The sequence below is a fragment of the Alkalihalobacillus sp. FSL W8-0930 genome (assembly GCA_037965595.1).
GTDB lineage: Bacteria > Bacillota > Bacilli > Bacillales > Bacillaceae_D > Alkalicoccobacillus.
The window spans coordinates 2,348,594-2,367,108 of record CP150183.1 but is presented as its reverse complement, the minus strand read 5'-3'; the positions used below and the strand labels follow the sequence as shown (position 1 = coordinate 2,367,108).

Sequence of the window (18,515 nt, the reverse complement as noted above, 5' to 3'; positions counted from 1 at the left end):
TGAACTGGTCCAAACAAAAGGAGGCGGCTATATGAAAAGAAGAGTAGGAAAGCTAGTGATAGGGCTTGTATGTGTGACAGCTCTAGTAGCAGTGACAGATTCTGCATCGGCAGCAGAAGAAAAGGTAAAGTACTTAATAGGATTTGAAGAAGAAGCAGAGCTTGAAGCCTTCACGGAGGAAGTTGACCAAGTAGGCGTGTTTTCTGTTGAAGAACAAAGTTTAGTAGAGGATACGTTAGATATTGATGTAGACATTATTGATGAATATGATTATATTGATGTGTTATCTGTAGAATTAGATCCGGAAGATGTAGATGCGTTAAGTGAGGAAGAAGGTATTTCTTATATCGAAGAAGACTTTGAACTATCGATACAACAAACCGTACCATGGGGTATTACACGTGTACAAGCTCCCACTGTGCATAATCGTGGAATAACAGGATCTGGAGTAAAAGTCGCTATACTTGATACAGGTATAGCTCAGCATAGTGATTTAACCATTCGTGGGGGAGCAAGCTTTGTACCAGGAGAGTCAACAACGGCTGATCTAAATGGTCATGGTACTCACGTTGCTGGAACAGTGGCCGCTCTTAATAATTCAATTGGTGTGATCGGTGTGGCACCAAGTGCTGACCTATACGCTGTAAAGGTACTAGGAGCAAATGGTAGAGGAAGCGTGAGTGGGATTGCTCAAGGTCTAGAGTGGGCTGCAGCGAATAACATGCATATTGCAAACATGAGTCTCGGTAGTGATGCACCTAGCACTACATTAGAGCGTGCAGTTAACTACGCGACAAGCCGTGGAGTTCTGGTCATTGCAGCTACTGGTAACAATGGTACTGGTTCCATTGGCTACCCAGCTCGTTATGCAAACGCAATGGCTGTAGGAGCGACTGACCAAAACAACAGACGTGCGAGCTTTTCTCAATATGGCACAGGAATTGATATTGTTGCACCTGGTGTTGGAATTCAAAGCACATACCTAAATAATAGCTATGCTAGTATGCCTGGAACATCAATGGCTACACCTCATGTTGCTGGAGTAGCTGCGCTTGTTAAACAAAAAAATCCATCTTGGAATGCGACTCAAATTCGTAATCATTTGAAAAATACTGCGACGAATCTAGGGAACTCATCTCAATTTGGTAGTGGACTAGTTAATGCAGATGCAGCAACGCGCTAAAAGGTTAATCTACAAAGAAGTGGCGAACACGTCACTTCTTTTTTGACGTTTAGGTACACAAAAGAAGGGAACTAGAAAAATAAAAAATCATAAATAGGTGATACAGATGATCTCCAAAGAAGAAAAAAGTGACTACATTGACATGCGAGCAGGGCGATTTCGAATTTATTTCCGGAAACGCTATCGACTCATCACAACAGTAAATGATCTATTAATCGGTTTCTTTTTTGTAGTAGGAAGTATACTAAACTTCTTCACAGCTCTCCAAACGGTAGGAAATTCCCTATACTTATGTGGTAGTTTACTTCTAGCAAGCCGTCCAGTTTTGCGTATCATGCATGATACTACATTAAGAGATGAGATGAAGCACTCAAGCAACTACAATCCTTCAAAACGTCAAGGGAACGAAGAACAAGAAACAGCCAGCTCTACTTAAATAGAGCTGGCTGATAGCTATCCTATTGACTTATAACATAAATAAAGGTATATTAATAGATGTCGCAAGAACGTACATACAGGATCCGTTAGCTCAGCTGGGAGAGCGCCACCTTGACAGGGTGGAGGTCATTGGTTCGAGCCCAATACGGGTCATCATAGTAATTTGATTGATAGCATCTTTCCGTATTGGGAAAGGTGCTATTTTTTAAAGATTCTTTAGAAGTAAGTGGCAATAAAGTGGCGCTTTTATAGTATATCGTTACCATTCTCAAACGGTTTTCCCAAGTAGAGTGTTATAAAAGTATATATAGATAAATTCTTTGTAGGGATAAGTGCCTATATTTTCATGACTCTTGCAAGCCTATACATTAATAGATAAACTGAATCTAGTACAATATATTAGAAAAAGAGGGGGAAATATGAAACTGAAATTACTTACAATACTATTTTTCGTTTGTTTGTTAGCTTTAACCGCGTGTATTAACGATCAAAAAACTACTATTCACTCTTCGGTCGATGAGCCTGAGGAAAAGTATAAGTCTGAAACAGAAAAAGAACCTGAACCAGAAACTTCAATTGAGACTGAAACGAATATTACTTCAGATAATACAAATATAGAAGAGGATTCGGAATCTGATATCGATAATTCAGAAGAGGTAAAAGGATCATATAAACAGGATAAGAGCAAAGTATATATTTATGAAAATGGAATTGAAAAAACGAATATTTTATATGTTTCTCAATGGGATCAGGATTCTGAATGGGAAGTTTGGACGAACGGAGAAACTGAATTTTTGCATAGGGAAGATGAAGAAGGGGTCTATACAGGTTGGCCGAACTCTAACTACGAAATTGATATCCAGTATCCTATCACTCTAGAGCAAGAATGGGAACTTGGTTATGAAGGAGATGGCACTAGAAAAGTTACTAGTGTTAATGACACAATACAAACAGGGGCAGGTACGTTTTCTAATGTGATAACAATCGAAACAGATTTTGGTTTTACAGGGTATTATGCTGAAGGGGTTGGCTTAATTAAATCTGAACAAAATGGTAACGTCATACGAGAACTCATTGCATTAGAGAAAAGATAATATACATCGTTCCTCGCATTTAACTCTATCAAAAAGAGGGCTGGACATAACTAGAAACTAATGAAAAATGACGAATAATTCTACCATCGAATCATTCGTCATTTGTGTTGTTTGTACTTTTAGTAAGACGAGCGAAAGGAGAACCCGAGACTCCTGCGGAATAGGACGCGGTGAAGACACTGTAGCGGCGCTTTTCCCGCGGGAGGGGCTGAGGCCGTCCTTGTGGGTGCGAGGGATTCTCCTGTAGCGGATATTGTGCTATTTTCGTGTTTTGCCTGCTACATTAATGTTATGTCCCGCCCACTTTCTCATGTCTACTTCCGACTTGCAACCTTTTCCTTCACTTCGGCAATTCGCTTCATTTTATTATCCCAGCATGCTTGGCTCAAATCGACTGGATATTCTTCTGGCATATGCAGGCGTTTGTATTCATCCCATAGAAGCTCGAGGTTTGTTTCTACAAATGAACGGATTTCAGCTAGACTTGGCAATTTGTAGACACATTTGCCGTTTACAAAAATGGGTTGGTGTAGCTCAATGGCTTCGAATGTTCGGATCGCTTTTTTTACGTAGGTATGAACCGGGTGGAACATAATGAGTGTCTCTTCTGAGTTGGGTTCTTCTGATTCCATCACAATATAGTCACCCTCAGACTTACGTGTAAGTGTATTGATGATACGGAACACGCGCTTCAGACCAGGTGTAGAGACTTTTTCTGGATTGGCACTAATTTTAATGGTGTCGACCATTTTACCATCTTCTTCAATTGATACGAGCTTATACACGGCACCAAGAGCAGGTTGATCGTAGGCTGTAATTAGCTTTGTGCCAATTCCCCAAATGTTGATCTCGGCACCTTGTGATTTCAGGTTCATGATTGTTTTTTCATCTAGATCATTTGATGCGGCAATCTTTGTGTCATGGTAACCGGCCTCATCTAGCATTTTTCTCGCTTTTTTGGAGAGGTAAGCAAGGTCACCACTATCAAGTCGAATGGCCTTAAATGTAATATTGTCTTTATCTTCATCTGCCACTTTGATTGCATTAGGAACACCGGATTTTAGTGTGTCGTAAGTATCCACTAAAAATGTACAATCTCTGTGTGATGCTGCATATTTTTTGAAGGCCGTATATTCGTCGCGGTACGCCTGAACCAATGAGTGGGCATGCGTTCCAGCCACAGGAATTCCAAATTTTTTGCCGGCACGTACGTTTGAAGTCGCATCAAACCCAGCAAGATATGCGGCTCTTGTTCCCCATATGGCTGCGTCCATTTCCTGGGCACGGCGTGTTCCAAATTCCATTGCAATATCGCTACCAATCAATTGTTTAATCCTTGCCGCTTTAGTTGCAATTAATGTTTGGTAATTCACAATGTTTAACAAAGGAGTTTCTATTAATTGTGCTTGAATGAGCGGGGCTTCGATCCGCAAAATAGGTTCGTTGCCAAATACCAATTCTCCTTCTTTCATTCCTTTAACTGTACCCGTAAATGTTAAGTTGGCTAAGAAATTGAGATAGGCTTCCTCGTACCCGAGCTCACGAAGGTACTCAATGTCACTTTCTGTAAACTGAAACTGATTTAAGAATTCGATGACACGTTCAAGTCCAGCGAAAATGGCATATCCATTTCCAAAGGGGAGCTTACGAAAATAAAGCTCAAATACCGCTTTTTTATCTTCAAGGCCGTCCTTCCAATAGGTCTGTGCCATGTTAATTTGATACAAGTCTGTGTGAAGCATTAAGCTATCGTCAGCATAGGTTGTGCTCATATATGAAACCTCCTAAAGTTCTCATTTATACAATGGTTGCGCCAAGTGATCCCCTAAAATGTTCAAGTGCCCATGTATGTCCTGCAGCGTTAAAGCTTGCAACAGCGTGTTCATGAATGACGATTTTAAATCCTTTGTTGTAGGCATCAACGGCTGTATGCAGGATACATATATCCGTACACACTCCCACTAAGTGGAGCTCTGTAATTTGGCGTTCGCGTAATCGTAGTTCGAGATCCGTACCAGCAAAGGCACTGTATCTTGTTTTATCCATCCAATATACATTGTCTTCATGTTTAGTTGATTGATACACATCATTTAATTTCCCGTAGAGCTCTCGTCCTTTTGTCCCTTCGATGTTATGAGGAGGAAAAAGTGAAGATTCAGGATGTAGTGGGTCCTTTTCTTTATGTAAATCAACAGCAAATACAACATAGTAGTTATTCGTTATAAACTCATTGGTAATAGTTGTGATCTTCTGTTCAATGTCTTGACCAGGCTTTCCACATGTCAGTAATCCATCTGTATCAACAAAATCAAATGTATAATCGATATTTAGCAAAGCTTTCATAGAAATCCCTCCATCATTAATATTTGGCCGTGTAAATGGGTTTAAGCACGTCCATTTCAACAAAGGTGTAAAGCTGAGTAGGGGTCTTTGATGTACGTTGTGTTGTTTGTCCAGGAACGGCTTCAAGAAAAGGCAATGATTTAATTTTCCTAATAAATGACTGGTTGCTTGTAATTGCAGGATCGTCCGTTACAGTAAGTAGCACTGCTTGTAACTCAGAAAAGGTAAAGGTATCCGGTAAAAATTCTTTTGCTACAGTCGTTTGTAACAAGTCCATTTTTATTTGCTGAATTGCTGCTTGAATGATCTCATCATGATCAAAAGCTAATTTTGACTCTTGAGAGAGCTTTTGCACTTCAGCCATGGAGAAAAGTTGCACCTCGGCCGCATCATCATTTGCTTTTCGCATGGAGACCTTGTTCTCTGAAACGATGGCATAATGAGCATTAGAGATAATCCATCCCCGGGGATCACGTCCTGGTTGATCATATACCCCAAAATGCTTTAGATGAATATCTCGAATGTTTGTTTCCTCATGGAGTTCTCGTTTTGCTGCTTCAAATGCCGTCTCTGATTCTTGAACAAAGCCACCAGGCAAGGCCCATTTGTTCGCTTCAATGTTTGCATCGCCTTCTGCATTGGTTGCAGCCCGCTGAATCAACATGAGAGCAAGCTCCATTTTAGGAGGCTTATATGCAAGTTGTTCCGTTGAGACTATAGTGAATACAGCAATATCAGATGTATATCCATCAGGAGTTCGGTACTTGTTGCGATCATACTGTTTAAGAGCTTGATGATTTGTAGACATTCAAACCTCCTGCGCAAAATACTATTAACGATTTGTTAATAGTAAATAGTATATCTTATTCCCTGATCTAAAAGCAAGGATGAAATGAAAAAAGATCCGATAAGCGATAAGCTGTATCGAATCTTTCTCGATCATTAACCAAGTTGTTCTTGCTGATACGCTTCTTTTTTACTCGTCTTCATTTTAGTAGTAAACAACCATTTTTCCTTTATCCATAAGGCGCTGCGATAAATAGGCTGAAAAATAAAGATCGGTAGGACGATACATAAAATAATTGTTCCTACGTAATAGAGCGGACTCGTATAGTAAGTTGTCCACCCGGCCAGTTGAACACCTTTTAACACAAGAAGTTCAACAAAGATATGCAAAATATAAATAGCTAATGAATAGGAGGAAAGCTTTGTTAGAATTGTACCTTTACCTAAATTCGGATACTGAACACATAGTGAGCCTAATGAAAATGTAAATAAAGGTAGCAGGATCCAAGCAAGCCCTAACTGGTAATAATAATTTGCAACGTAAGCAGCTGCAAAAAGAAGCGTATAAAGCCACGGAGCTCGGTAGCTTATATGATCTTTCGTATAGCTTAATGTGTAACCAAGCACAACATAAAGGAAACCAAATGCAAAGCTTTTATATTGAAACAGCTGAATAGAATCAAAGAATCCTATATTTTCAAGCCCGTACAGAGCTATGGCTACTGCAAATATACCGAGCGGGTGCATGCGTAAGCGAAGTAATCCATACAAGGCTAGCGCTGAATAGAGTAAGAGAACAAGAAAGTAAAGCTGGAAGGAACCAATCGATCCATTCAGGGCATTTAATGCACTCCACTGACTAAGTTGAGCGCGAATCGCTTCTGTCACAGACTCACTTAGTGCGAGTGCGCTAATTGCTTCAACAATGACTCTTGCCATCATATAGAATAGGGAGAATACGATAAAATAGGAAAGAATCTTCTTTCCATATGTGATGAGATAAGATGGCCCTTGATCAGAACTTTTGTGAAAGAGGATAAATCCTGCAGCCATAAAAAAGAATGGACTCCCGATATCTAGAAGGTATCGATAGCTATAGTAGTTAGTCCAAGTCGCAATGTCATGACTTGGAATGTGAGAAGTGATGTGTACGGTAACGACGAAGATCGCACAGATGAACCTGAAGACATCAATTGAATGATAGTAGGTTTTGGTTATGTTCATAATCCTCATCCTCTAGTTGTCGTATTTTACTGAACGCAATGAAATCTTCATATACAATTAATCATGAGGGGCTTATGCGCTTAAAACAAGAGGGTTTGTGTGAAGAATTTGTAAAGGAAGGTAGTGGCAAGATGTTGAAGTATCGCCCATTAATCGATCAAGATGCAAACAACTACAGAAACATTCGGTTAGAAGCTTTAAATAAATCACCAGAATCATTCGCAACAAGTTTTGAAGAAGAACAACAAGTTTCTGCTGAAGTATTTCAGTTACGGTTAAAGGCAGAAGGAGCGACAACACTTGGAGTGTTCCACTCTGAAGATTTAATAGGAGTAGTGACTTTACTATTTGAACAGAAACAGAAATTAAAGCACCGAGCTACGCTTGTGGCGATGTACGTTCAACCCGATCACCAAGGAAAAGGAATGGGTAGAGAATTACTTCAATATGCCATCACGTTTGCCAGAAAGAAGCAGGGAATTGAACAAATTTACTTAACGGTCGTTTCTACTAATGATCGAGCAAAAAGGCTATATGAGTCTCTTGGATTTAGATGTTATGGAGTAGATAAGCGTGCTTTAAAACGAACCAATGAAACATATGCAGATGAGGATATGATGGTCCTTGATTTAAAGGAGAATATGAATGAATAAGTATCGAGTAACCAAGTATAATCCAGCGAACCGTGATCAATATGGGATTTATACAGATCAAGAGGAATGGATTTCATACAATGATATAGGGGAAAAACAAGGGAAGTCAGGGTTATTATCTGAAGAAGAATATGTACATATCGAGCAACTCTATGTCGAGGCCATTGTGCAATTTATGAAGCTGCACTCAATCGAATCGCTTCGAGTAACGAAACTAGAGAGGTATGAAGATTTTGTGCAACACTTTGACTCACGTACAACACCAGAGATGAAGAGGCTTTTTTCAAGTGTAAAAGATAAAGATCAATTATCTATTCCTGAAATCGAGTCGTTCGCCAAATTAATTTTACGAGAGCTATTATGGGCACAGTTGGAGATGGAAGAGTGCATGATGGTGTCGTTTGGCTTCGATTATTACATGTATCTATACTCGGACGAACCCATCCACTCGTTTAAACGTAGAATGGAGAGTAGGGGATTGTTTGTCGAACGAATGCCAGATGATGTTCATGAAGAAGATGAAGAAAATGAGTAAGCAGACTAGATATAAGTAAAGTACCCTTTACGTAAAGGGTGCTTTACTTTATAATCGGCGATAGGAGGCTAGTGTATGAAAAATTCAATCAAAGAGCTGCGAAAAAAACACCTATGGTCTCAGGAAGCACTAGCACAAAAGCTAGGCGTTTCAAGGCAAACCATTATCTCTATTGAAAAGGGAAAGTATCATCCTTCATTACCACTTGCCATTCAAATAGCGAGATGTTTCCACTCGACCGTAGAGGACGTATTTCATCTTGACGAAGAGGAGGAGAAATGATGAATGAAATGAATGTGAGGTCGTACAGAGTATTTTTTATACTTAGTTCTGTTTTCTTTTTAATTCTTGGAGTAGGGTTAATCGTCTTAAGTGTGTCGCTTGATGGCAAGATAGACGGGCATGAATTTTTGATTATTTCGATGGCGGTAGTGTGTGCTGCTAATGCTTATCTTGTGCCTCAATTTATTGTGAACGATGAGCGGGTAAAACTAATTAAGCAAAAAGCCTTTTCTACTAGTTATTTCTTTAATATGGGATACTCTCTTATACTTATGACCTTGCTCTATACCGAACTGATTCATCTTACTGCACTACAACTATTAGGAATGTTTACTGCTTTAATTATTTGTACAGTTTTTCTTTTATTTGTATTCTTTTCTAAACGTTATTAATTGCACTAAAATGGGTATAAGATTAAAAAATTGTTTATAGGCTATGTCGCTTGCATAAAATCATATGAAGGGGTTGAATCATTTGGATTTTTTAGTTCCTATTAGTTTAGCTATCATTCTTGTTGCAAGCGTAACCGTGGTAGCGTTAATGCTTAGTAAAAAAGATCTACCTCTAATCACTAAATTTATTCCAATTTTAATGATGGAATTTGCTGCGATTGGGTTTATCTATTATGGGTTAATTGTCCAAGAAAATATCACAAATCCTTATTCAATTCTTGGATTTACCATGATCTTTCTAGCTGTTATCCCATTAATGATCATTTTATTACCACACTCAAAAAACATGAACAAGAAGGGGAGAGGTTTCAATTGAAACCTCTTTTTTGAATGAAATTAATCTATTATTAATAGAGGAGGGAAGCGATGAAGTGGTCATTTCTAGTAATCTTGCTTACGATCTTTTTATTTGCTTGTGGCAGTGCTGATCTTGATGATCGCTACTTTAGTGGAGAATCAGAAAGTTGGACTGGGGAGATTCTTCTTGTGTTAGAACCTACAATTGAGCCAACTTATGAAGATGCACACGTAGAGCTTACATATCAAGGAGAAGGCGCGGAGCCAGAGACGATAGAAGTAAGGACGATAAAACAATACAATATTCCTGACACATATGGTGATGTTTCTCCGAACGATGACGGGGTTTTTTACAAAAGGTATGGGAACTACGGACTAGAGGGTGCCTATGCGAACGGAGGAAACTTTGGGTTAATGATCACTTGGAGTGAGGGAGAAGAGACGATTTACTTTGAGGAAGAGACTGAATAGTCCTCCTTTCAATGTGACTTCAATTTTAAATAGGAAGGAATGATCACATGAAAATATTGTTCAATTATAACTGGCAGGTTCGTGATGAATGGTTTGAATGGTGTGATCAAATTCCCCGACATCTATTAAAAAAAGAGTTAGGTGGCGGTGCCAGGAGTATATTGTATACTCTATTTCATATTGTTGAAGTTGAGCATAGCTGGATACGTGGAATTCAAGGCAAAGAATATATTGTTTATGTATATGAGGATTATGCATCGCTAGAGAAGGTCATTTCTTTGTCAGAACAACTGCGAAAAGAAAATGAGAAATGGTTAGACGCATCTTTTGAACGACAGTTAGAAAAAAGAATCAACGTTCCGTGGGAGGCTGAAACTTACACAGAAAATGAGATTATTCACCATATCGTTGTGCATGAAATTCATCACATTGGTCAGCTTTCCGTATGGGCAAGGCAGCTGGGATTTACGCCAGTGCCTGCATATGTAGTTGGACGAGTGCTATAACATTTATGTTTCAACCGTAATACAAGGAGGAAGGGAGTTTTTGAGTGCAGTAGTTGACTGATAGCTCTCATGATTTGATAAAAGAAAAATCCCTTGTGCGTCATGAGCAATAGTTATATATGTGTTGTTAGGTAGCATGTCCAAGATCGGAACAAGCTGTTTTCTTTTACTGTCCGAATAAGGAGATCTCTCTTCAAATGAAACCTCTCCGTTAAGTGAAAGGACAAAAAACTCATTTTGCATAGGGAGCCAAAAGGTGAAATGGAGCACTGATAAGAAGTCTTGAGCATTCATGATTGTAGCTTCTATTAAGGGAGATTTATACGTAGTCTTACCTTTTTTCTCATCAATCACCGAATAAAATAGCTTAAAAGAAATATTCCTCTTTTGAAACCACTCGCTGTATTCTTTTTCTAAACCCTCGTAAAATGCAAAGATAAGTTTCATTGGAATACATCTCTTGTTGCAGTTACATAATCCTCTGAATTCGGATAGATGGAAAAGCAACGATAGGGTCCATGTATTTCCGCAATCCCTTTATCTTCTTCAGCTAGCTGATTTACTTGAACTGAGATCAATAGATTTCCTCTTTTCGATTGCATTCTTATTGTTAAATGATTCTAGTAGGATGATGCCGACTTTTCTAGTGTTAGCTTATTCATACCTCTTTTATCCAAATGATGTCAATACCTCAATAAATAAAAAGATCTTGCGCAAATCGAAAGAAGCCCTATAATAGACCTTGTGTAAAAATCGGAGAAGAAGGAAACTCTCTTTCAAATTTCATTGACTTTCGTGAGACTCGAGGGTCGGTAAAATGAAAAGAAAGAGAGAGGTTAGATATGGTTGGAAGCTTAAAAGAACAATGGTTTGGCAATGTAAAAGGAGACATCTTATCAGGGATTGTTGTCGCCTTAGCCTTGATCCCGGAAGCCATTGCTTTTTCAATTATTGCTGGGGTTGACCCAATGGTAGGGTTGTATGCATCGTTTTGTATCGCGGTTGTTATTTCATTTGTCGGTGGCAGGACGGGAATGATCTCTGCAGCAACAGGTGCGATGGCACTAGTGATGGTCAATTTAGTTTCGTCACATGGGATCGAGTATATGTTGGCTGCGACAATTTTGACCGGGGTCATTCAAATTATTTTTGGAATCTGTAAATTTGCGAAGCTGATGCAATTCGTCCCACGTACGGTGATGACCGGCTTCGTCAATTCATTAGCCATTTTAATTTTCACGGCTCAAATTCAACACTTTATCGGGGAAACATGGGTCATGTATGTACTCGTAGCTGTGACGCTTGCAATTGTGTATCTATTTCCCTATGTAACAAAAGCTGTACCTTCAACGCTTGTAGCAATCGTCGTTGTAACGATTATTGTTTTATCACTAAATATTGATGTTCGAAATGTAGGAGATATGGGTACGTTAACGCAAAGTTTGCCCACTTTTATTTTGCCAAATGTCCCGTTAAATCTTGAGACGTTATGGATCATTTTCCCTTATTCCTTTGCGCTTGCGATTGTTGGGTTACTTGAATCGCTGCTAACCGCAAATATCTTAGATGATATGACGGATACACCAAGTAATAAAAACAAAGAAAGCCGCGGTCAGGGAATGGCTAATATTGTGGCAGGATTCTTTGGTGGAATGGCTGGATGCGCGATGATTGGCCAATCTATGATTAATGTGAAGTCTGGTGGTAGAGGTAGGCTGTCTACGTTTGTGGCGGGTGCATTTCTTATGTTTATGATTGTTGCTTTAGGCAATCTGGTTGTTCAAATTCCGATGGCTGCCTTAACTGGAGTCATGATTATGGTTGCCATTAGTTCTTTTGATTGGAGTTCGCTTCGCACGTTGCACAAACTGCCTCGAACGGATGCGGTTGTGTTGGTTGTAACGGTAGCGGTTGTGCTTATAACGCACAATTTAGCATACGGAGTATTGTCTGGTGTCCTACTTAGCATGATCTTTTTTGCATCAAAAATCTCCAAAATCCACGTAACCAAACGTTTGGATCAGGATACAAACATACGCATCTACCAGGTAGAAGGACCTTTATTTTTTGCTTCAGTTACGCCTTTCTTAAAGCAATTTGACACAGAAGAACAAGTGAATGAGGTTGTTATTGATCTCACGCATTCTCAAATTTGGGATGATTCTGCTGTTGGTGCTCTTGATCGGTTAGAAGCGATGTTTACCGCAAATGAAATTCAAGTAAACTATCAAGGCTTAAACAAAAAAAGTGCAACACTGCTTAAATCACTTGGACGTATCACAAATGGATAATAGCTAGTATGACTAAAACCAGACTCAGATGTTTATTTCTGAGTCTGGTTTTTTGAACATGTTCAATTACATAAAATGGTATGATAAAAATAAATTTTTAAATAATGAAAGCCAAATAGCCGACTGTTACGTCTAATGTATAGTGAACGAACGTAGGAGGTGCAACGTTCTTGAATGTGAATTTAGTCAAAAAAGCACGAAGAGGGAATTCAAAGGCTTTTTTGGAATGTTTTCAAACATATGAGGTGGACATTTATAAAATGGCCTTTATTTATATGAAAAACGAAGAGGATGCCCTGGAAGTTGTTCAAGAAACGGCATACCGTTCCTTTAAACGGATTTCAAGCAAAGGAGCCTACCTATTTTAAAACGTGGTTACTTAGAATTTTCATAAATGTCTCAATTGATTTACTTAGAAAGAAAAATGTGGAGGTCCTCTTTGAAGATTACGCGAAAGAGTACGTTCCTGATCATCTAGACGAAGACATAGACTTAGGAATGACTTTAAAGGACTTATTAGATGTGTTGAATGAGTCTGAAAAAAGTGTGGTTGTCTTACGTTTTTATCAAGACTTAACACTTTCCGAAATTTCAAATGTACTTGATTTATCACTAGGCACTGTAAAAACCATTCTCTATCGTGCGTTAGAAAAACTTAGAAAGAATGCAGAAAGAGGTGATTTTAATGAGTAATAACATAAAAGATGAAATAAATAAAATTAACGTCCCTAAAGAGCTTAGTGAGAGAAGTATCGTTGGCATTAATCAAGCAAAAGGGAAATTTCTATTTTACACTTTTTTAGTGCTTTTCTTGATTATCAATACGTATGTATACGGAGCCATCTATTACTATTATATCCCTTGGAAAACGGGACTTATAAGCACGTTAACAACGATTTTCGTTTATCTTCTAGGCGTTATCCCTTTAACAGCATTCGTATCTGAAAAACTTTCAAGTTATTTACTGATTAGAGTCCTGCGAAATCAAACGAGCTTTATCATTTTCAGTACATTATTAATCCTAATTCCTGTTGCGATCTTCTCTGTGAATGTGATAAATGAGAATAAAGAGAAACCGCTAGACAGTTTGTTTGATTACCATTCAGCAAACTTTGAATCGATGATTATTGAGTTATCCTCGGATGAAGTTTACGAAACAAAGGACGCTACTGACGCAGATGAATTCATTGATTTTCTAAGTCAGTACTCGATTAAAAAAATGCGTGATTCCGAATGGGATGGAGATGTCTCAAAAGAAAATGGCGTTCTCATTACATTTTATAAGAACAATCGTGACTCACCGATTATGCTTAGTTTGTATGAAACACGAATGTTACAATGGGGTGAAAACTATTATCATGTAACGAATACTCCCATTGACATGGATCATCTTAAAGAGATGGTTAAATCTACTGGGAATTACAAAAGAAGTGATTACACCCCAGTTAATCTTGATGATATTAAAGATGAATAAGGTCTTACAGACTTCCCTCTCCATATGTTTGGTGGGTGAGGTCTTTATTTATCTTTAAGACTAGTTTCATGCCACTTATTTTTGGTAAAATGAACCATATAAACAGTGTGAAGGAGTGACTGGATGAGTCAAGGTTTGACGATACAAATCGATGAAGTATCTTTTCAATTGAAGGAGAAGCATGATTTTAGCTGGTTGCAAGCGCTAGGAACGGTATGTCACGTATTTGATCAGCAGGATTCAGGTAATATTTGCTTTGGTGTCATGAGAAACGGGCGCAAACAATTTATTAAATATGCAGGTGCAAAAACAATTCATTTTGACGGAGAACCAAGGAATGCAATTGCTCGTTTAAAACAAGCCGTTCCCCTTTATAAGACATTAGCCCATAAGCATCTCGTTACACTTCAAGATCACTTCGAGTTAGAGCATGGATACGCGGTTGTGTTTGATTGGCAGGAGGGTGAGTGCCTGCATCCTCATTGGTCCTATCCTCCGCCTGAAAAATATGAGCATCCAGATTCTCCTTTTTATCGTTTCAAACAACTACCTGTACAAAAACGTTTAAACGCACTCTCTAGCATCTTCACATTTCACGAGTTAGTGGAAGAACAAGAATACATCGCCATTGATTTTTATGATGGAAGTATTCTCTACGATTTTACGAATGATCGAACAACCATTTGTGACATTGATTATTATGAGTTAGGTCCTCTTCACAATGAAATGGGGCGAATGTTTGGCTCTAAACGATTTATGTCACCGGAGGAATTTGAACAAAGTGCTTTGATCGACAAACGAACGAACGTCTTTAGACTTGGAGCAACGGCATTTTGTTTACTTGGAGGCGAACTTGATCGCTCAATTGAAAAATGGGAGGCAAGCTCCGCACTTTGGAAGGTCGCATGCAAGGCGGTTTCTGAAAACAAAGATGAACGTTATTCTACGGTTCAATCGTTTATAACATCTTGGAATCAAGCACTGGAGGAGAGTCTATGAAACGGATTCAAGTAGTCTATGTGTTTGTTTACAACAAACAAAGTGATCAAGTCTTACTTGTTAAAAACAAGAATCATCCCACCTGGTCGTTACCGGGTGGCCGGGTAGAAGGGAATGAGACGCTACATGAAGCTTGCGTCCGCGAGGTGTATGAAGAAACCGGATTATCAGTCGAAGTGAACAATGTTGTAAGTATAAATGAAATGTATATCAAAGAGCACCATGCGATTCTCACCACGTTTAACGCGACGCTAATGTCGACTTCGGATATTATTCACATTCATGATGTCGCAACGATTGAGCAGGCAAGGTGGATTAGTCTAGAAGAAGCAAATCAAAAAATCCCTCATTACGGAGGGATCGAGCGATTTTTGGATCAAGGAATTCCTTACACCTTTCACGGAGAGCTAGCGTTTTAATTCGGTTGATGATTGTCTTTTTGTACTTTTCTTTTTAGCTAATAAAACGAATTGTACACCAAGTGCAGCTAGAAACAAGGCGCTTGCAATCGTCATTAGTTGATCATGTGTAAGAGGAGGGAATGAACCTGTTACTGTAGCGATGATACCTAAATACATAAGTGCAATGATGAAAAAAAGTATGTTTGTTGCTTTCATTGGCTTACCTCCTACTTCTTGTTAACTCAAGTATAAAAGGGTCGTTTGTACGATTCAATAGAAGGAGGGAAATAAAGGATGAAATTAGACACAGATAAAAGAAGTGTAGTGAAACGGTTAGAGCTGCATCACGCTGAGGAACTTTTTCAACTAATTGATAAAAGTCGCGAAAGCCTTAGTGCTTGGCTTACGTTTCCTACCTACACACATTCTGTCTCAGACACAGTCGCATTTATTGAAAAATCATTAAAACGAAGTGAAACAAACAATGGTTATTGGTCTGGGATCTGGTATGAAGGAAAACTCGTCGGATCCATTGGCTTGTTGTATATTGATTACACGACGCGGCGAACGGAAATGGGGTATTGGCTCGGAGAAGAATTCGTCGGAAAGGGGCTCATGACAAATGCCTGCACCCAGCTTATTCGTGTGGCATTTGACGAATTGAACCTACAGAAAACCGAAATCAAGGTCGCCACCATAAACACAAAAAGCCAGGCAATCCCAATGAAATTAGGCTTTACTCAGGAAGGAATAATCAGACGAGACGAGAGGATAAACAATACCTTCCATGATCGAATTTTATATGGATTGTTAAAGGACGAGTGGGAGTAGGACGTAGCAATTGTTGCGTCTTTTTTTGGGTTGAAATTGGAATTCGGGTGCGGTTATGTAGACGAGAGTTAGAATTACATCGGGAAGAGAGCAAAATACATCGGAGAAATGGACAATACATCGAACTGAAAACAAAATTCATCCATCTCCACACTCTCAATTCGATCATTGACGTATACAGTTTAACTGTATATACTCAAACTATTCAGTTGAACTGTATAGGAGGTAGCATGAAACGAAGTAAACATTTACCTTTAACAGAGACGGTTTATTACATTTTGCTTTCTTTGTTAGAACCGCGGCATGGATATTTAGTGATGCAGCGTGTGGAGGAGTTAAGTGAAGGTCAAGTGCGCATGGCAGCGGGTACGTTGTATGGAGCGTTTGAAAATTTGGTAAAACTTAAGTTTATTGAACTTGTCCCAGATAAAGGGAGACGTAGAAAAGTCTATAAAATAACAAATGAAGGAAGAGAAATTCTTGCTCTGGAACAGGAACGGATGCGTACGTTGCTTCGAGTGACGGATCAGTTGTTAAAGGAGGAGAGAGATGAGGAGGTTTAGATTTTTCACTGATTTAACGAAGGAAGAACAATGGTTAAATGAAATGGCGCATCGCGGATATCACTTGATGTATCGTTCATTTGGTTATCGATTTAAAAAGGGAGAACCGAAAAACACAACCTATAGAATTGATTATCGTAAATTCAAACGTAAGGCCGATTTTATTGATTACGAAATCATGTTTGAAGATAGTGGGTGGAGTAGGCTACCTTGTCCTAGAAGAAACGGTCACCACTATTTTGAACGCATAGATGAGAGAGCTACGGAAGATATTTTCTCTGATCAGCAATCAAAAGCTGCTCGCTATAAACGCATTTCCGATTTATACTTAACTCAGTTTTATATTTCCATTCCTTTGATTTTCATTTTTTATATGGCTGATATGCTTCCAAGAAATATTAACCCTGTCAATTGGTATTTAACACCTGGACTATGGGATAAGGAAGGCGGCTCCTTTTGGTTTGCATTCCTTTTTGAAACACCGTTTGCCTTAATGAGAGGGTTGGCAGTGTACTTCCTCATCCTTACTATTCTCTTATGTGGTTTATACGGCTTACGGGCAAAGAAACAATATGAAAAGGAGACAATATCATGAGATGTTAAGCTCAACCGATTCGAGGTCCACCACCTACCATCCTTTATTCAATCAATCATCATATAAATGGAGGGTGCAAAATGAGATCAACCGATGAAATGATGAAGCTTATGATAGACGTAGCCAAGCAGGATGAACGAGTTCGAGCCGTCGGGATGAATGGATCTAGAACGAATCCGAATGTGCCAAAAGATCAATTTCAAGATTACGATATTGTATATGTTGTCACGGATGTGGAATCTTTTATACATGATCCAGATTGGATCGATCCATTCGGCAAGCGAATTGTGATGCAAACACCGGAAGCCATTGACTTGATTTCACCTTTAGATGATGGGACGTTTGCCTACCTTATGTTATTTGAGGATGGGAATCGCATTGATTTGACGCTTGTGCCACAGTCACTAGCAGACTCGTGGAATGGCGGGGATGCGCTTGCTGTGGTGTTACTAGATAAGGATCAGCAGCTACCAATCCTCCCACCTTCAACAGACCAAGCATATTGGGTTCTGCCACCAACGCAAAAGTTATTTGATGATTGCTGCAATGAGTGCTGGTGGGTCGCGACCTATGTTGCAAAGGGATTATGGCGCGATGAGCTGACGTATGCATATGATCATTTATCAATTGTGAGAGAGATGCTCATTCAGATGATGAATTGGAAGATTGGGATACACACGAAGTTTTCGCTTAGTACTGGGAAGAATGGGAAGTACCTTAAACGGTTTTTATCTGAAGAGGAATGGAAGCGGTTTAGTGAGACATACCCACGGTTAGAGAACCACGAAATATGGACATCCCTTTTTGTTCTTTTAGAAGAGTTTGCTACTTATGCTGATGAGGTAGCGTCAACGTTTCACTATACGCAACACGCTGTAGAAACGGATAAGGTTCTCTCTTATCTAAAAGCGGTCCAACGAGATCGTTATGCGTAATGCTTCGCCCTGCAGAAATGCAGGGCTTTTTCACATCAATTACTAGTCACCCCTTCCAAACACCCGAACGTAAAAAATAGGCCAAGCATATTCTATGAATGGAGTGAAGCGTTCCCTTCATATCTTTCTAGTACTAATGAGTCGTTTTACTAGATCACATAA

General features: G+C 39.1%; 26 protein-coding genes and 1 tRNA gene. 20 read left to right on the top strand and 7 right to left on the bottom strand.

Annotation, left to right across the window (positions count from 1 at the left end):
- The first annotated feature begins 31 nt into the window (after positions 1 to 31).
- The 4 genes from NSQ54_12615 (at position 32) to NSQ54_12600 (ending at position 2,715) form a co-directional block, all read left to right on the top strand.
- Positions 32 to 1,183 (top strand): S8 family peptidase, encoded by a 1,152-nt coding sequence (locus NSQ54_12615; GenBank protein ID WYP25168.1) that lies wholly within the window; start codon positions 32 to 34, stop codon positions 1,181 to 1,183.
- 106 nt (positions 1,184 to 1,289) lie between these two features.
- The gene (locus tag NSQ54_12610; protein ID WYP25167.1) at positions 1,290 to 1,619 is read left to right on the top strand and encodes a YrhK family protein; all 330 of its coding nucleotides are present in this window, start codon (positions 1,290 to 1,292) and stop codon (positions 1,617 to 1,619) included.
- 82 nt (positions 1,620 to 1,701) lie between these two features.
- A tRNA-Val gene (locus NSQ54_12605) sits at positions 1,702 to 1,774 on the top strand.
- 266 nt (positions 1,775 to 2,040) lie between these two features.
- Positions 2,041 to 2,715, top strand: coding sequence for a hypothetical protein (locus tag NSQ54_12600; protein WYP25166.1), 675 nt, complete (start codon positions 2,041 to 2,043; stop codon positions 2,713 to 2,715).
- A 314-nt stretch (positions 2,716 to 3,029) separates the two neighbouring features.
- Here NSQ54_12600 and NSQ54_12595 read toward each other — a convergent pair whose 3' ends face one another.
- The 4 genes from NSQ54_12595 to NSQ54_12580 all read right to left on the bottom strand — a co-directional run bounded on the left by NSQ54_12595 (position 3,030) and on the right by NSQ54_12580 (position 7,068).
- A complete protein-coding gene (locus NSQ54_12595; protein WYP25165.1) occupies positions 3,030 to 4,487 on the bottom strand; it encodes a nicotinate phosphoribosyltransferase in 1,458 nt (485 codons plus the stop codon).
- Between the two features lie 25 nt (positions 4,488 to 4,512).
- Positions 4,513 to 5,058 (bottom strand): isochorismatase family cysteine hydrolase, encoded by a 546-nt coding sequence (locus NSQ54_12590; protein ID WYP25164.1) that lies wholly within the window; start codon positions 5,056 to 5,058, stop codon positions 4,513 to 4,515.
- A 16-nt stretch (positions 5,059 to 5,074) separates the two neighbouring features.
- A complete protein-coding gene (locus NSQ54_12585) occupies positions 5,075 to 5,866 on the bottom strand; it encodes an NUDIX hydrolase (protein WYP25163.1) in 792 nt (263 codons plus the stop codon).
- Between the two features lie 134 nt (positions 5,867 to 6,000).
- On the bottom strand, positions 6,001 to 7,068 hold the full coding sequence (locus NSQ54_12580) for an acyltransferase family protein (protein ID WYP25162.1): 1,068 nt from the start codon (positions 7,066 to 7,068) through the stop codon (positions 6,001 to 6,003).
- Between the two features lie 74 nt (positions 7,069 to 7,142).
- Between NSQ54_12580 and NSQ54_12575 the strand changes: the two genes are divergently transcribed.
- From NSQ54_12575 to NSQ54_12545, 7 genes are all read left to right on the top strand, one after another.
- Entirely contained in the window at positions 7,143 to 7,721 is a 579-nt protein-coding gene (locus tag NSQ54_12575; protein ID WYP25161.1) for a GNAT family N-acetyltransferase, read from the top strand.
- Entirely contained in the window at positions 7,714 to 8,256 is a 543-nt protein-coding gene (locus tag NSQ54_12570) for a hypothetical protein (protein ID WYP25160.1), read from the top strand. Before NSQ54_12575 ends, NSQ54_12570 begins: the two co-directional genes overlap by 8 nt.
- A gap of 75 nt (positions 8,257 to 8,331) precedes the next feature.
- Positions 8,332 to 8,538 (top strand): helix-turn-helix transcriptional regulator, encoded by a 207-nt coding sequence (locus NSQ54_12565; GenBank protein ID WYP25159.1) that lies wholly within the window; start codon positions 8,332 to 8,334, stop codon positions 8,536 to 8,538.
- The gene (locus NSQ54_12560; protein WYP25158.1) at positions 8,538 to 8,930 is read left to right on the top strand and encodes a hypothetical protein; all 393 of its coding nucleotides are present in this window, start codon (positions 8,538 to 8,540) and stop codon (positions 8,928 to 8,930) included. Before NSQ54_12565 ends, NSQ54_12560 begins: the two co-directional genes overlap by 1 nt.
- 82 nt (positions 8,931 to 9,012) lie before the next feature.
- Positions 9,013 to 9,306: a hypothetical protein gene (locus NSQ54_12555; protein WYP25157.1), complete on the top strand. Its 294-nt coding sequence runs from the start codon at positions 9,013 to 9,015 to the stop codon at positions 9,304 to 9,306.
- Positions 9,307 to 9,356: 50 nt separating this feature from the next.
- Positions 9,357 to 9,758: a hypothetical protein gene (locus NSQ54_12550; GenBank protein ID WYP25156.1), complete on the top strand. Its 402-nt coding sequence runs from the start codon at positions 9,357 to 9,359 to the stop codon at positions 9,756 to 9,758.
- A 47-nt stretch (positions 9,759 to 9,805) separates the two neighbouring features.
- Positions 9,806 to 10,264 carry a DinB family protein gene (locus NSQ54_12545; GenBank protein ID WYP25155.1) on the top strand — a complete coding sequence of 153 codons (459 nt, stop codon included), beginning with the start codon at positions 9,806 to 9,808 and terminating at the stop codon, positions 10,262 to 10,264.
- A 3-nt stretch (positions 10,265 to 10,267) separates the two neighbouring features.
- On the opposite strand, the gene NSQ54_12540 is transcribed toward NSQ54_12545, so the two are convergent.
- A complete protein-coding gene (locus NSQ54_12540; protein WYP25154.1) occupies positions 10,268 to 10,711 on the bottom strand; it encodes a hypothetical protein in 444 nt (147 codons plus the stop codon).
- Positions 10,708 to 10,842, bottom strand: a complete 135-nt coding sequence (locus NSQ54_12535) for a hypothetical protein (GenBank protein WYP25153.1) — start codon at positions 10,840 to 10,842, stop codon at positions 10,708 to 10,710. Before NSQ54_12535 ends, NSQ54_12540 begins: the two co-directional genes overlap by 4 nt.
- A 264-nt stretch (positions 10,843 to 11,106) precedes the next feature.
- On the opposite strand from NSQ54_12535, the gene NSQ54_12530 reads away from it, so the two are divergent.
- The 5 genes from NSQ54_12530 (at position 11,107) to NSQ54_12510 (ending at position 15,447) form a co-directional block, all read left to right on the top strand.
- On the top strand, positions 11,107 to 12,555 hold the full coding sequence (locus NSQ54_12530; GenBank protein WYP25152.1) for a SulP family inorganic anion transporter: 1,449 nt from the start codon (positions 11,107 to 11,109) through the stop codon (positions 12,553 to 12,555).
- Positions 12,556 to 12,858: 303 nt separating this feature from the next.
- A complete protein-coding gene (locus NSQ54_12525; protein WYP25151.1) occupies positions 12,859 to 13,248 on the top strand; it encodes an RNA polymerase sigma factor in 390 nt (129 codons plus the stop codon).
- Positions 13,241 to 14,029, top strand: a complete 789-nt coding sequence (locus NSQ54_12520) for a hypothetical protein (protein WYP25150.1) — start codon at positions 13,241 to 13,243, stop codon at positions 14,027 to 14,029. Before NSQ54_12525 ends, NSQ54_12520 begins: the two co-directional genes overlap by 8 nt.
- A 123-nt stretch (positions 14,030 to 14,152) precedes the next feature.
- Entirely contained in the window at positions 14,153 to 15,028 is an 876-nt protein-coding gene (locus tag NSQ54_12515) for a serine/threonine protein kinase (GenBank protein ID WYP25149.1), read from the top strand.
- Positions 15,025 to 15,447, top strand: a complete 423-nt coding sequence (locus tag NSQ54_12510) for an NUDIX domain-containing protein (GenBank protein WYP25148.1) — start codon at positions 15,025 to 15,027, stop codon at positions 15,445 to 15,447. The genes NSQ54_12515 and NSQ54_12510 overlap by 4 nt, the downstream gene beginning before the upstream one ends.
- Here the strand turns inward: NSQ54_12510 and NSQ54_12505 are convergent.
- Entirely contained in the window at positions 15,436 to 15,645 is a 210-nt protein-coding gene (locus NSQ54_12505; protein ID WYP25147.1) for a hypothetical protein, read from the bottom strand. The genes NSQ54_12510 and NSQ54_12505 overlap by 12 nt on opposite strands.
- A gap of 78 nt (positions 15,646 to 15,723) precedes the next feature.
- Between NSQ54_12505 and NSQ54_12500 the strand changes: the two genes are divergently transcribed.
- The 4 genes from NSQ54_12500 (at position 15,724) to NSQ54_12485 (ending at position 18,353) form a co-directional block, all read left to right on the top strand.
- A complete protein-coding gene (locus tag NSQ54_12500; GenBank protein ID WYP25146.1) occupies positions 15,724 to 16,260 on the top strand; it encodes a GNAT family protein in 537 nt (178 codons plus the stop codon).
- 230 nt (positions 16,261 to 16,490) lie between these two features.
- Entirely contained in the window at positions 16,491 to 16,823 is a 333-nt protein-coding gene (locus NSQ54_12495; GenBank protein ID WYP25145.1) for a helix-turn-helix transcriptional regulator, read from the top strand.
- On the top strand, positions 16,810 to 17,418 hold the full coding sequence (locus tag NSQ54_12490) for a DUF2812 domain-containing protein (GenBank protein ID WYP25144.1): 609 nt from the start codon (positions 16,810 to 16,812) through the stop codon (positions 17,416 to 17,418). Before NSQ54_12495 ends, NSQ54_12490 begins: the two co-directional genes overlap by 14 nt.
- An 80-nt stretch (positions 17,419 to 17,498) precedes the next feature.
- Positions 17,499 to 18,353: an aminoglycoside 6-adenylyltransferase gene (locus NSQ54_12485; GenBank protein WYP25143.1), complete on the top strand. Its 855-nt coding sequence runs from the start codon at positions 17,499 to 17,501 to the stop codon at positions 18,351 to 18,353.
- Positions 18,354 to 18,515: the final 162 nt, after the last annotated feature.

Coding starts and splice junctions, on each gene's coding strand:
- NSQ54_12615 (WYP25168.1), top strand. CDS start 32: ATGAAAAGAAGAGTAGGAAAGCTAGTGATAGGGCTTGTATGTGTGACA.
- NSQ54_12610 (WYP25167.1), top strand. CDS start 1,290: ATGATCTCCAAAGAAGAAAAAAGTGACTACATTGACATGCGAGCAGGG.
- NSQ54_12600 (WYP25166.1), top strand. CDS start 2,041: ATGAAACTGAAATTACTTACAATACTATTTTTCGTTTGTTTGTTAGCT.
- NSQ54_12595 (WYP25165.1), bottom strand. CDS start 4,487: ATGAGCACAACCTATGCTGACGATAGCTTAATGCTTCACACAGACTTG.
- NSQ54_12590 (WYP25164.1), bottom strand. CDS start 5,058: ATGAAAGCTTTGCTAAATATCGATTATACATTTGATTTTGTTGATACA.
- NSQ54_12585 (WYP25163.1), bottom strand. CDS start 5,866: ATGTCTACAAATCATCAAGCTCTTAAACAGTATGATCGCAACAAGTAC.
- NSQ54_12580 (WYP25162.1), bottom strand. CDS start 7,068: ATGAACATAACCAAAACCTACTATCATTCAATTGATGTCTTCAGGTTC.
- NSQ54_12575 (WYP25161.1), top strand. CDS start 7,143: ATGCGCTTAAAACAAGAGGGTTTGTGTGAAGAATTTGTAAAGGAAGGT.
- NSQ54_12570 (WYP25160.1), top strand. CDS start 7,714: ATGAATAAGTATCGAGTAACCAAGTATAATCCAGCGAACCGTGATCAA.
- NSQ54_12565 (WYP25159.1), top strand. CDS start 8,332: ATGAAAAATTCAATCAAAGAGCTGCGAAAAAAACACCTATGGTCTCAG.
- NSQ54_12560 (WYP25158.1), top strand. CDS start 8,538: ATGAATGAAATGAATGTGAGGTCGTACAGAGTATTTTTTATACTTAGT.
- NSQ54_12550 (WYP25156.1), top strand. CDS start 9,357: ATGAAGTGGTCATTTCTAGTAATCTTGCTTACGATCTTTTTATTTGCT.
- NSQ54_12545 (WYP25155.1), top strand. CDS start 9,806: ATGAAAATATTGTTCAATTATAACTGGCAGGTTCGTGATGAATGGTTT.
- NSQ54_12540 (WYP25154.1), bottom strand. CDS start 10,711: ATGAAACTTATCTTTGCATTTTACGAGGGTTTAGAAAAAGAATACAGC.
- NSQ54_12530 (WYP25152.1), top strand. CDS start 11,107: ATGGTTGGAAGCTTAAAAGAACAATGGTTTGGCAATGTAAAAGGAGAC.
- NSQ54_12520 (WYP25150.1), top strand. CDS start 13,241: ATGAGTAATAACATAAAAGATGAAATAAATAAAATTAACGTCCCTAAA.
- NSQ54_12515 (WYP25149.1), top strand. CDS start 14,153: ATGAGTCAAGGTTTGACGATACAAATCGATGAAGTATCTTTTCAATTG.
- NSQ54_12510 (WYP25148.1), top strand. CDS start 15,025: ATGAAACGGATTCAAGTAGTCTATGTGTTTGTTTACAACAAACAAAGT.
- NSQ54_12505 (WYP25147.1), bottom strand. CDS start 15,645: ATGAAAGCAACAAACATACTTTTTTTCATCATTGCACTTATGTATTTA.
- NSQ54_12500 (WYP25146.1), top strand. CDS start 15,724: ATGAAATTAGACACAGATAAAAGAAGTGTAGTGAAACGGTTAGAGCTG.
- NSQ54_12495 (WYP25145.1), top strand. CDS start 16,491: ATGAAACGAAGTAAACATTTACCTTTAACAGAGACGGTTTATTACATT.
- NSQ54_12490 (WYP25144.1), top strand. CDS start 16,810: ATGAGGAGGTTTAGATTTTTCACTGATTTAACGAAGGAAGAACAATGG.
- NSQ54_12485 (WYP25143.1), top strand. CDS start 17,499: ATGAGATCAACCGATGAAATGATGAAGCTTATGATAGACGTAGCCAAG.